The 11,667-nt window shown below is 65.8% G+C and carries 12 protein-coding genes; 7 read left to right on the top strand and 5 right to left on the bottom strand.

Annotated elements, in window-relative coordinates; all coding sequences use genetic code 11:
* Genes AABQ55_RS08545 through AABQ55_RS08535 form a run of 3 tightly spaced genes read left to right on the top strand, consistent with a single transcriptional unit; the run spans position 1 to position 3,150 of the window.
* Complete coding sequence (locus tag AABQ55_RS08545; protein ID WP_272804705.1) at positions 1-975, top strand: ABC transporter permease; 975 nt, start codon at positions 1-3, stop codon at positions 973-975.
* Positions 962-1,750 carry an ABC transporter permease gene (locus tag AABQ55_RS08540; protein ID WP_272804704.1) on the top strand — a complete coding sequence of 263 codons (789 nt, stop codon included), beginning with the start codon at positions 962-964 and terminating at the stop codon, positions 1,748-1,750. Before AABQ55_RS08545 ends, AABQ55_RS08540 begins: the two co-directional genes overlap by 14 nt.
* Positions 1,747-3,150, top strand: a complete 1,404-nt coding sequence (locus tag AABQ55_RS08535) for an ABC transporter ATP-binding protein (RefSeq protein WP_272804703.1) — start codon at positions 1,747-1,749, stop codon at positions 3,148-3,150. The genes AABQ55_RS08540 and AABQ55_RS08535 overlap by 4 nt, the downstream gene beginning before the upstream one ends.
* A gap of 180 nt (positions 3,151-3,330) precedes the next feature.
* On the opposite strand, the gene AABQ55_RS08530 is transcribed toward AABQ55_RS08535, so the two are convergent.
* Complete coding sequence (locus AABQ55_RS08530) at positions 3,331-4,188, bottom strand: alpha/beta hydrolase (protein ID WP_336314369.1); 858 nt, start codon at positions 4,186-4,188, stop codon at positions 3,331-3,333.
* Between the two features lie 313 nt (positions 4,189-4,501).
* Here AABQ55_RS08530 and AABQ55_RS08525 point away from each other — a divergent pair, with 313 nt between their 5' ends.
* Positions 4,502-4,864, top strand: coding sequence for a hypothetical protein (locus tag AABQ55_RS08525; protein ID WP_272804702.1), 363 nt, complete (start codon positions 4,502-4,504; stop codon positions 4,862-4,864).
* 126 nt (positions 4,865-4,990) lie between these two features.
* On the opposite strand, the gene AABQ55_RS08520 is transcribed toward AABQ55_RS08525, so the two are convergent.
* The 4 genes from AABQ55_RS08520 to AABQ55_RS08505 all read right to left on the bottom strand — a co-directional run bounded on the left by AABQ55_RS08520 (position 4,991) and on the right by AABQ55_RS08505 (position 7,724).
* Positions 4,991-5,707 carry a Crp/Fnr family transcriptional regulator gene (locus AABQ55_RS08520; protein ID WP_272804701.1) on the bottom strand — a complete coding sequence of 239 codons (717 nt, stop codon included), beginning with the start codon at positions 5,705-5,707 and terminating at the stop codon, positions 4,991-4,993.
* Between the two features lie 212 nt (positions 5,708-5,919).
* Entirely contained in the window at positions 5,920-6,516 is a 597-nt protein-coding gene (locus AABQ55_RS08515) for a general stress protein (protein WP_244767727.1), read from the bottom strand.
* Positions 6,517-6,538: 22 nt separating this feature from the next.
* The gene (locus tag AABQ55_RS08510) at positions 6,539-6,856 is read right to left on the bottom strand and encodes a PepSY domain-containing protein (protein WP_244767728.1); all 318 of its coding nucleotides are present in this window, start codon (positions 6,854-6,856) and stop codon (positions 6,539-6,541) included.
* A gap of 127 nt (positions 6,857-6,983) precedes the next feature.
* The gene (locus AABQ55_RS08505; RefSeq protein ID WP_272807415.1) at positions 6,984-7,724 is read right to left on the bottom strand and encodes a sulfite exporter TauE/SafE family protein; all 741 of its coding nucleotides are present in this window, start codon (positions 7,722-7,724) and stop codon (positions 6,984-6,986) included.
* Between the two features lie 131 nt (positions 7,725-7,855).
* Here AABQ55_RS08505 and AABQ55_RS08500 point away from each other — a divergent pair, with 131 nt between their 5' ends.
* From AABQ55_RS08500 to ctaD, 3 genes are read left to right on the top strand one after another with little or no spacing between them, the layout of a single operon-like run.
* Positions 7,856-8,110, top strand: coding sequence for a DUF982 domain-containing protein (locus tag AABQ55_RS08500; RefSeq protein ID WP_244767729.1), 255 nt, complete (start codon positions 7,856-7,858; stop codon positions 8,108-8,110).
* Positions 8,111-8,113: 3 nt separating this feature from the next.
* Positions 8,114-9,151: a cytochrome c oxidase subunit II gene (coxB, locus tag AABQ55_RS08495; protein ID WP_272804700.1), complete on the top strand. Its 1,038-nt coding sequence runs from the start codon at positions 8,114-8,116 to the stop codon at positions 9,149-9,151.
* Positions 9,148-11,667 carry a cytochrome c oxidase subunit I gene (ctaD, locus tag AABQ55_RS08490; protein WP_272804699.1) on the top strand — a complete coding sequence of 840 codons (2,520 nt, stop codon included), beginning with the start codon at positions 9,148-9,150 and terminating at the stop codon, positions 11,665-11,667. The genes coxB and ctaD overlap by 4 nt, the downstream gene beginning before the upstream one ends.

Here is an 11,667-nt window from a genome sequence, read left to right as displayed (position 1 = left end):
ATGCAGCGCGCGGTTCGTCACGCCGTTCCGCGCGCTGTTTTGCGCCGGGTTCTTGAGGCTCTCTCGGTCGCGTTGATCCTCGCAACGATCTGCTTTGCGCTTCTTCACGCCATTCCCGGCGACATGGCGCTGCGGATCGCCGTCGGCCGGTTGGGAACGGAAAATATGTCTCCAGCGGCGGTCGAGCAGATCCGCGACGCCGAGATGCTGTCTCGCCCTCTCCTCGTGCAGTATTTCGACTGGCTGAAGGCGGTCGCCACCGGTGATATCGGGCGCTCCTTCGTTTCCGGCCGGCCCGTGGCCGAGGAACTTCGGCAGGCTGGCGGATACACCCTGCGGCTCGCAGTTATCGCCTGGCTGCTCTCCTATGCATTGGCTTTGCCGCTTGGTATCGCGGCCGGTCTCAAGCCCGATGGCGCAATCGATCGGGCAACGGCATTCGCCGCGGCGGCCTTTTCATCGTTGCCGACCTTCCTGATCGGGATCGCACTCATCTCGATCTTCGTACTCGCACTCAACCTGCTTCCGCCAGCAGGGTATCGACGACCTGAGCATCTCGTCCTTCCAGCCATCACGCTGGCCCTGGGGCTGATGGCGCCGTCTATGCGGGTCATACGCGATGCTGTCGCTGAAGTGCAGGCCTCAGCCTACATGACCTATGCTCATGTGAGAGGGTTTGGCAAAGTCAAAGCCTTCATACGGCATGGCCTGCGAAACGCGAGCGTTCCGATCGTCACCTTCGCGGCGCTTCAGTTTGCCTATCTCATGGACGGCTTTTTTGTCGTGGAGACCTTGTTCAATTTTCCGGGGATCGGGAACGCGATGGTATCGGCGCTGCTTGCACGCGATGTCCCAGTCGTCATGGGTTGTGCGCTTCTGATCGGCACCACCTTCGCGGCAATCAGCCTTGCCGCTGACCTCATTTGCATGTGGATGGATCCCCGGCTTGTGGATGAGGGCCATGGCAGCCGTTGATCAGCGCCTTCTTTGGACGATCGGGGCGGCTACGGCGGTGACGATTGTTACGATCGCCGCGATCATCGGCCGCGATCCTCTCCATCAGGACCTCGCGGTTGCCCTCGCGCCGCCATCCATGCTGTTTCCGCTCGGAACCGACCATCTGGGTCGCGACGTGTTCGCTCGCCTCTTCCATGCACTACCCCGCTCTATCGGCATCGCGACGTCAGCGATGGCAGCGGCGGTGGCCATCGGGACCTTGGTCGGGCTAGCCGCCGCGGTCTCCAACCGCCTTGTCGATGCAGCGATGATGCGCCTCACCGACCTCGCGCTTGCGTTCCCTGGACTACTTCTCGCAATGGTACTGGCAGGGCTGATGGGTGGCGGAATGTTGCCGGTTCTCGTCGGTATTGCGCTGGGGCAGTGGCCCCAGTTCGCCAGGATGACGCGGAGTGTCGCAGCCGCCGCCATGACCGAGGCGCATGTCGAGGCGTCGCGTCTGGCTGGTCTCGCAGGATGGCGGATCCTCTTGCGACAGGTCATGCCGCGGGTTCTGATCCATACAGCGTCACTTGCGGCGCTGGGCGTCGGTGGCGCGGTCTTGACGATCTCTTCACTGGGCTTCCTGGGACTTGGGTTGCAACCGCCCACGCCGGAATGGGGCGCAATGATCACGGAGCTCCTGCCCTATATGGACGTCGCGCCAGTACAGATCGCAGCCCCCTGTGTCGCGCTGTTCGTGACCGTGCTCACCTGCATGATCGCCGGGCGACGACTGGCCGAGGCAATATGATGCGGGCGATATTACGAGTTTGTGATCTCTCGGTACGGGATCAAAAAGGCACGCTGCTGGTCGAAGCCGTCAGCTTCGCAATTCCGCAGGCAGGCGCCGTTGTTCTGATAGGCGAAACAGGTAGCGGCAAGAGCCTCGTCGCGCAGGCGGTGCTCGGCCTGGTCCCGGAGGGACTGAGCGTGCAAGGACGCATCGAGTTCGATGGACGTACCGTCGAACTATCGGATCGGGCGGCTTTGCGACAGTATTGGGCAAATCACCTGGCGCTTGTGCCGCAAGAACCACGAGCAGCACTCGATCCGACAATGCGCGTGCTGCCGCAGATCACTGGTTTGGCAAAACAGGCACATGCGCATCAGGCGATGACGAGCCTGAGCCTCCGTGCCTCGGTTGGGCGGCAGTATCCGTTCATGTTGTCGGGCGGCATGGCTCAACGTGTTCTGGTTGCCGGGGCATTGACGACGCAGGCGCCCGTCATCATCGCCGACGAGCCGACCAAAGGCCTGGATGATGATCGGGTCGAAGAGACTGTCTCACGCATCCGACAACTCCTCGACCATGGCCGGGCGGTGTTGGCAATCACACACGACATACGCGTCGCGCGTGGCCTTGGCGGTCAAATAGGTGTGATGCGCGCCGGCCGGATGTTGGAACAGGGGCCTGTGGAAGAGGTGATACTGGCACCGCGCCACGCCTATACCCGGGCGTGGCTTGATGCAGATCCCGATCGGTGGCCCCGACGCACGGCGCAACGCATCGCCGAGCCGGTGCTCCACGCCCAAAAGCTCACCTATGCGGTCGGTGATCGCAGATTATTCCAGGACTTAAGTCTGACGCTCCTCCGGGGGAGCATCACAGCCATAACGGGTCCGAGCGGTTGCGGCAAAACGATGTTGGGCAATGTGCTCCTCGGCCTCGCGCGACCGCATGCAGGCACGGTGCGATGGTGCGACGGCACTGATCCGCACCGTGTCCGTCGACCTGCCTTACGCGCGCGTTTTCAGAAGTTACATCAGGATCCAGCTTCGGCGTTCATGCCGGGGCGTGTGTTGAGACTTCAGCTCGAGGACCTCAAACCTGTGCTACCGTTCGGATGCCTGGCACGCGACCTGCCACCCCTTCTCGATCGGTTGGCGGTTCATCCATCGCTTCTCGAACGGCGACCGGACGAGGTTTCCGGTGGAGAACTGCAACGCATCGCAATCGCTCGCATCCTCCTGTTCAAACCGTATTGCCTGGTCGCCGATGAACCGACATCGCGGCTTGATCCACTGGTGCAGCGCGAAGTGACAGAGCTTCTGCGAACCCTGGTTGACGAGCAGGATATGAGCCTCGTTCTTACAAGCCACGATAAACGATTGGTCCGGGCGGTTGCTCACGACGTCATTGATCTCCAGTAAAACTCGCGAATTGCGGCCTGCCCTCATCTGCTGGTGTTTCGCTTTTCCGAGATCAAATCGGGCCAGCCTCATCAAAGTCTAAGCAGGGAGAATCCGCCCTAAGCGGCCGCCTGCGCCACGCGCGCAGGGACATTCCTGTCGCTCGGCAGTACGGCGAACCTTCCTATCGGTGGCTGACGGTCAGAGGTTCTCGGCGTAGAACGTCTTGAGCCTGTCGACGGCCTGATCGACGCAATCGGGCTTGTCGTAGAGGTCGTAGTGCGTGGCGCCGGGCACGACGAGGATGTTCTTCACCTTCGAGGCCGACTTGTTGAACAGCTCGAACCCGTCGCGATAGGAGCCGAAGGCGCCCGCCTGCCCGCCACCAACGACGATCTGCAGCGGCTGGGTCAGCAGCTTCTCCGCCAGATGGAAGGCATCGAAGGTGAAGCCGGCGCCGGTGCTGGCGACGTTCAGCTTGTTGGGCGATCCCGGCTGCTGGCCGCGCGGCGTCGTGTAGTAGTCCACCGCCTCGACCACATCGACATCCGTGATGCCATAGGAGTCGAGCTGCGCCTTCGACTGCGGGATATAGGTGGCGATCGCGGTCTCCGCGCCGCGGGCCTCGGCCGTGCGCTGCGCGCCGATGCCTTCCAGCGCCTTGATCGCCGCATCGGCGGAGAGGTCCCCCTCCCGGCACAGCCGGCCGTAATTGGCCCCGACGATGGTGCCGACCGCCTTGAAGCGGCGCTCGGTCATCGCCGCGTTCACGGCATAGCCGCCACCGCCGCAGATGCCGAGCACGCCGATGCGGTTCTCGTCGACATAGGGCAGCGTCACGAGGTAATCGGCCGCGCAGCGGAAATCCTCGACGCGGGTCGCCGGGTCTTCCAGATAGCGGCCGGGACCGCCGCTGGCGCCCTGCGTGGAGGCGTCGAAGGCAAGGCAGACATAGCCGAGTTCGGCGAGCTTCGCGGCGTAGATCGCGGCCGTCTGCTCCTTGCAGGAGCTGATCGGGTGAAGGACGACGCGATCATCGAGAACCCGAGCGACGCGCAAAGCACGTTCGACGCTTTGGCCAGCACCGACAAGGAACTGTACTGGACCGAAGGCACGACCAAGCGCTTCGAGGACGGCTACAACTGGTTCGGCGCCACCCCGAGAAGGTGCTGTCGTACCTGGCCAGGTACATGGGCTGACCGCTTCGGGGAAGGACCGCAGCGGCGACGGCGCGAAGGCCGGCCCCGCCGCTGCGGCCCATTCCACACCACGGACAGCGATGCCGGATGGCCTGCTTGCCGAGCGGCAGCCGGTCTCGCCGCGCCTTCGAACTTGAAACAGGAGTTTTATCGCAAACCGCGCCGTCACCCGCATGCCGATCGCGCACCTGATGATCCTCGGCAACCTGATCCACTGCCTTGCCGCGACGCTGTTCCTGGCCGCCGCGCTTTCCGGCCGGCTGAACGTGGCCCTTGCCGTCGTTCCCATGCTCTTCTTCAGCTTCGGCGCGGGGCTGGCCTCTCCGGCGGCCTTGACGGAGGCGCTCGGCGTCAATCCGCAGGCCGCCGGCTCCGCGTCGGGCCTCTACGGCGCCGCCCAGATGGCGATCGGCGCGGCCTGCACGGCGCTCGGCGGCCTCGGCGGCAATCCGATGCTTGCCGCCGGCTCGGTCCTCTTCGCCGCAGGCCTCGTGGCGCAGCTCGCCTTCTGGCTGGCCAACCGGGCGAAGGCCTGAGCGGCGGGCCGGAGGCTCGCCGGTGAGCGGTTCAGCCGGGCGCGGCGTTACAGCTCGAAGCCGTCGATAACCACTTCCCCTTTTCGACCGGCCAGCCGGCCCCACAATGGCCCCTTTCAGGATGCCTCAGGAAAGGCCGCTCATCAGGCGCCGGTATTCTGCTTCCGGCCTGCCATAGGCGTCGTGGGCGAACTCCTCCAGGGCGGGACGGTCGCGGATGACGACGCTGCCGCGCAGCGAGCGGATGAAGCCCTCGCCTTCCAGGACATGCAGCGCGGTCGTCACGCTCGGCCGCCTGACGCCTAGGAGCACCGACAGGAGTTCGTGCGTCAGCGCCATCTCGTCGCTGCGCGAGCGGTCGTGGCACATGAGAAGCCAGCGGGCGAGCCGCTCGTTGACCTCGTGGACCGCATTGGACACGGCCGTGTGGGCCAGTTGCACGGCAAAGCTTTCCATCGAGCGGTTCATGATCCGGACGAAGGGCTTGCTCTGGTCCATCCAGCGGCGAAAATCGTCGAAGCCCATGCTGTAGCCCTCGGCGTCGAGCTGGACCGTCACGTCATAGGAGCTGACCCGGGCGCCCGTGACCGCGGAGGTCGGGATGTAGCCGTCGAAGCCGAAGATGCCTGCTTCCGCGCGCCGGCCCTGCGGCGTCGTGATCACGACGGACCCGATGCCGTCGGTCAGGAAATACACCGCGTCGATCGGCCGGTCCCGATGCGCAAGGGGCGTGCCCTTGGGAAGGACCTCGTGCTTCAGGTCGGGCGCCAGCATCTGGAAGTCGACATCCGGCAGGAGCTGCAGGAGGTTGTTGGGGGGTGCAGAGCGCAACGGGGCGGCCATGTCCACGCCTCCTGTTTCGGGCCGGCGCGCCTGTCAGCGCCTGACGCCGCCAATTCGGGGAGATGACGGTGCGCCGTCGAGCTTACGCCATCCTGTCCAAGTCGCAAGAGCGGGACGGCGCGCCGCACGCGCGGCGACGGATGCAAAGCGGCCGGCCCGAAGGTCCGGGCCGGCCGCTGCATCACGAACCGAAAAATACGGCTGCCAAGCGATCAGCGCCGGTAGCGCAGGCGCTCCTGCTCGATTTCGGCGGGACCGTAGGGATCGAGCGTCTCGTCGAAGCGCGTCCAGCCCTGCTCGGCATAGGCCGCGCGCCGCTCGGCCGGATCGACCCAGTTCGACTGGCGCAGGATCGCCTCGGCCTCGGGATAAAGGCTTTCCTCGACGCGGGCGGTAACCAGCGTGCCGCCGCGGCGCACGCCTTCTGCATAGACATGGGCATGCTCCTCCGGCACGCCGGATTCCGTCATCGCGCCGATGAGGCCGCCCGCCGCGCCGCCGGCCACCGCGCCGGCGGCGGCACCGGCCGCCGTGGCGGCAAGCCAGCCGGCGGCGACCACGGGCCCGACGCCCGGAATGGCCATGATGCCGAGGCCGGTCAGGAGGCCGCCGACGCCGCCGACGGCCGCGCCGATGCCGGCCCCTGCTCCCGCGCCCTCCGCGGCGTTCGTATCGCCGGTCCGGCGCTCGTCCACATTGTTCGACACGATGCTGATATCGTCCGAGGGGATGCCCCGCGCTTCGAGGGCGCTGACCGCGGCACGCGCGTCGGAATAGTCGTCAAAAAGTCCGGTTGCGGTTTTCTTCATGGGAGTATCCTCTCAGTTGGCGTCAGTTGGCGACGATGTTGCCCTGGTAGTCGAGCGCGACACTGACGGACTTGCCGTCCTTCATCGCGGTGCCCCGCCAGACGCCCTTGTCGTCGAGCGCGAGCCCGGTGACGTCGGCATAGCCCGCTTCCGCGATGCGCTCCTTGGCCTGGTCCTCGGTGAAGCTGTTCGCGCCTTCGACCGGCGCGGTGGCGTTCTTGTCGTCCGGCGTCGCGACCGCCGGCGTATCGCCATCGGTGGTGGGCGTCGTGGAGGTCTGGGCGAAGGCGCCAAGGGTCGATGCGCCGACGAACGCGGCGGCGAGCAATAGCTTTTTCATGATGTTTCCTCGTTGTCAGCCGTTGAAGGCAAGAAGCAAACCGAGATCGCGGCGTTTGGTTCCTCGCTAATTTTGCGGGAGGCGTAAAATAAGCGCGTCCTGATGCCACATCTGCCGGCGGAGGCGGCTAGAACACCCGCACCGCGGCCGTCCCCGTGATGACCAGCGCGACCGCGATCATCAGCGGCTTGACCGGCAGCCGGCTGACGATGAGGGCGCCGAAGGGCGCGGCGAGCACCCCGCCGATGATGAGACCCACCGCCGAGGAGAGCTCCGACCAGCCGAGCGCCAGGACGAAGGTGATCGAGATGACCATGGTGACGGCAAATTCGGTGAGGTTGGTGGAGCCGATGACCTTCCTGAGGTCATGGCCGCGCCCGAGCAGGCTGCTCGTCACGATCGGCCCCCATCCGCCGCCGCCCATGGCATCGAGCACGCCGCCGAGCCCGCCGACATAGGGCACGATCCAGTCGCGCACATCCCGCGGCCAGGACGGGTTGAAGGCCTTGTAGAGGATGAAGAGGCCGACGGCGACGAGATAGGCCGAAACGAAGGGCTCGATCACCTTTCCGTCGATGTTCGACAGGAGATAGGCGCCAATCGCCCCGCCCGCCATGCCGGCCGGCGCAAGCCGCGCCACCAGCCGCCAGTCGACATTGCGATGATAGGCATGCGAAAGCCCGGAAGCGGCGGTGGTGAAGCATTCCGTCACATGGGTCATGGCGCTTGCCGTTGCCGGCGGCACGCCGACGGCAAGCAGGCTCGTGGTCGTCAGCACGCCGAAGGCAAGGCCAAGGGCGCCGTCGACGATCTGGGCCAGGAAGCCGATGACGACGAAAAGCAGCAAATCCGCAGTGAGATAATCCAGCACGATCCCGCTCCCGCCTTGTTCACGCGATCGTCTAGAAGTTCGCTCGGCCGCGTTGGTTCCGGGAGGCGGACGGAACAATCCTCGCCATTCCTGATTGTAGAAGGACAACAACAGCGCGGGGTTTCGAAATGGAAAGCGCTCACAACTGGCAGATGCCCGTCGTCCTGGCCAATCGGGAGGCCGAAGCGTTCGTGGTGGTGCGCAACTCCCTCGAGGCGGCCGCCTATCTGATGGATTTCTGGCCGAAGCAGCACGGACCCGCTTTCTACAAGGCCATTCGCCTTTGCGCGGACGCGCTCGATGGCGAGGTGACCGACGAGGACGTGCGGGACGCGTTTCTGGCGGCGGCGCACGATGCGAACATCGCCATTACCGTGCACTGACCCTTGCCGGCCCGGCGTTGCGGGCCATATCGCCCCTCAGGAACCACCGCCCGGAGCACCGCCATTCATCGACGCGCCCTGCCTCTCCTGCTGATCCCGCTGAGCGGCTGTTCCGGCATACAGTCGGCGCTCGATCCCGCGGGTGACGAGGCGGCGGCGATCTATACGCTGTTCCTCGTCATGGTCGCCGGCGGTGCGCTTATCTGGCTCGCCGTCGTCGGGCTTCTCCTTCACGCGGCACGGCGGCGCGGGGCCCCCTGGAGCGAGAAGACCGCCGGGCGGCTGATCGCCTGGGGCGGGGTCGCCTTTCCCGTCGCCGTGCTCCTGGCGCTGCTTGCCTACGCGGTCTGGCTGATGCCGGCGATCCGGCCCTGGCTGGCGCATTCCGCGCCGGCGGACCGGCCGATCGAGGTGACGGGCGAGCAGTTCTGGTGGCGCATCCGCTATCCCGCCGCCGAAGGCATGCCGGCCTTCGAGACCGCCAACGAACTGCGCCTTCCCGTCGGCGCGCGTGCCGTCTTCGCGCTCAAGGCGCAGGACGTCATCCATTCCTTCTGGATACCGGCGCTGGGCGGAAAAATGGACATGATTCCCGGCCGCACCAACACGCTCTCGCTGCTGCCGACACGGGCTGGCGTCTTTCGCGCGCCCTGCGCGGAGTTCTGCGGCGCCTCCCACACGCTGATGGCCTTTTCCGTCGTCGTGATGGAACTGGAAGACTATGCGGCCTGGCGCCGGGCGCAGGCGGACGGGAACTTCGCAACGGGCAGCGAAGGCGAGCGGCTTTTCGCCCGTCACGGCTGCGCCGGCTGTCATGGCATCCGCGGCCTGACGGAGACCGCGAGCCTCGGACCGGACCTCACCTTCTTCGGGCAGCGCCAGACAGTCGGCGCCGGCACGCTTGCCAATACGGCCGAAAACGTCGCGCGCTTCATCCGCAACCCGGACAAAGTCAAGCCCGGCGCGAAAATGCCGGCCTTCGACATGCTACCGGACGGGGACATCGCCGCCATGGCCGATTATCTCGTGGGGCTTAGATGAGCGGTGCGGCCGAACCAGAGTTCTCGACGCAGGAGCGCAAAGCGCAGGAGGCGGAACTGCGCGCGGTCTGGCGCACGCCCTCCGGCTGGCGCTACTGGACCTCCGTCAACAACACCGAAATCGGCCTCTGGTATGGCGCGGCCGCCTTCCTCTTCATGCTGTTTGCCGGCGTGCTCGCCCTCCTGGTGCGCGTGCAGCTCGCCGTGCCCGACAACGACTTCCTCTCCGCCGACACGTTCAACCAGGCCTTCACCCTGCACGGCACGGTGATGATGTTCCTCTTCGCCGTGCCGATCTTCGAGGCGGTGGCGATCTTCCTCCTGCCCTCGATGCTCGGCGCGCGGGAACTGCCCTTCCCCCGTCTTTCCGCCTTCGGCTTCTGGAGCTTCGCGCTCGGCGGCGTCTTCGTCTGCGGCTCGATCTTCTTCGGCGCGGCGCCGAATGCCGGCTGGTTCATGTATCCGCCGCTGGCCACGGACAAGGAATATTCCGGCATCGGCGCCGATATCTGGCTGCTCGGGCTCTCCTTCATCGAGGTCGCCTCGATCGCCGCCGCGGTGGAGCTGATCGTCGGCATCATGAAGTGCCGGGCGCCCGGCATGCGCATCAACATGATGCCGCTCTTCGCCTGGTATCTCCTCATCGTCGCCGGCATGATCCTCTTCGCCTTCCCGCCGCTGATCGCCGGCGACATCCTGTTCGAGATGGAGCGGATGTTCGACTGGCCGTTCTTCGACGCGGCGCGCGGCGGCGATCCCCTGCTCTGGCAGCACCTGTTCTGGATCTTCGGCCATCCGGAGGTCTACATCATCTTCCTGCCCGCCATCGCGCTGATGGCGATGATCGTGCCGACCTTCTCGCAACGCCCCATCGTCGGCTATTCGTGGATCGTGCTCGCCGCCGTCGGCACCGGCTTCCTGAGCTTCGGCCTGTGGGTGCACCACATGTTCACGACGGGCCTGCCGCAGATCTCGCTCGCCTTCTTCTCCGCCGCCTCGGAGGCGGTCGCGATCCCGACCGGCGTGCAGATCTTCGTCTTCATCGCCACCATGCTCGCCGGCCGCGTCATCTTCTCCGTGCCGATGCTGTTCGGCGCGGGCGGGCTTGCGATCTTCATCATCGGCGGGCTGACGGGCGTCATGGTGGCGCTCGTGCCCTTCGACTGGCAGGCGCACGACACCTATTTCATCGTCGCCCATCTGCACTACGTGCTGATCGGCGGCATGCTCTTCCCGGTCGTCGCCGGCATCTACTATTATTATCCGCTGCTCGACGCGCGAAAACTCTCCGACCGGCTCGGCAAGATCGCCTTCTGGCTGATGTTTTCCGGCTTCAACATCGCCTTCTTCCCGATGCATCTTTCCGGCCTGCGCGGCATGCCGCGGCGGGTCTTCACCTATCCGGCCGATATCGGCTGGGACTGGTTCAACCTGGTCTCCACGATCGGCGCCTTCATCTTCGCCGCCGGCGTCGCCATCGTGGTGATCGACGTCGTGAGGCCCAAGCACCGCCAGCCGAAGGTGGAGGAGAACCCCTGGAACGCCGGCACGCTGGAATGGATCAGCGAGCCGGAGGAAAAGTGGGGCGTGCGCTCCATCCCCATCATCAGGAGCCGCTATCCGATCTGGGACCAGCCCGGCCTCATCGAGGACATCAAGGCCGGCCGCTTCTACCTGCCCGACGCGAAGGACGGCGCGCGCGAGACGCTCGTCACCTCGGTGCTGGACGCCGAGCCGATCCAGTGCCTGCGCGTCGGCGGCACCTCGATCCTCACCATCCTCGCCGCCTTCTCGCTCGGCGGCGTCTTCATCGCGCTCACCTTCCATTGGTGGATCGTGACGATCGTCTGCGCGCTGGTGACCCTTGCCGCCATCGTCGCCTGGCTCTGGACGGGCACCGCCGTGATCCCCAGGCAGGAGATGCGCGACGTCGGCCTCGGCAAGAGCCTGCCGCTCTATACGTCCGGACCGCAATCGGTCGGCTGGTGGGCCATGTTCATCACCATGGCCGGCGACGGCACCGCCTATGCAAGCCTGATGTTCGGCTACTTCTTCTATTGGACCATCCATGACGATTTCACGGGCGGCCATGCCGGGCCCGGCATGCTCTGGCCGCTCCTTGCCGCCGGCCTCTTCACGCTGGCCTGGCTCGCCATGCTGCTGGCGCGCAGGTTCAACGAAGGCGACCGGCCGGCCGCCACGCGCCTTTCTCTCCTCGCCGCCCTGCTTTTGACGCTTGCGGCAGGTGGCGCCGGCCTTGCCGGGCCCTATCTCACCGGCATGGACCCGACCGCCCATGTCTATCCGGCCATCGTCTGGGTCGTCGCCCTGTGGACCGTGGTGCATGGCGGCGTCGGCATCGTCATGCAGCTCTATTGCCTGGCGCGCAGCCTTGCCGGCCGGATGGACGCGCGCCACGACATGGACCTCGTCAATGTCGTGCTCTACTGGCACTTCCTCGTCATCACGGCGGTCACGTCCTTCGGCGTCCTCGGCCTCTTTCCGGTTTTGAGGTGA

The organism is Shinella sp. WSD5-1 (assembly GCF_963942435.1).
GTDB lineage: Bacteria > Pseudomonadota > Alphaproteobacteria > Rhizobiales > Rhizobiaceae > Shinella > Shinella yambaruensis.
This window is presented reverse-complemented; position numbering and strand designations above follow the sequence as displayed.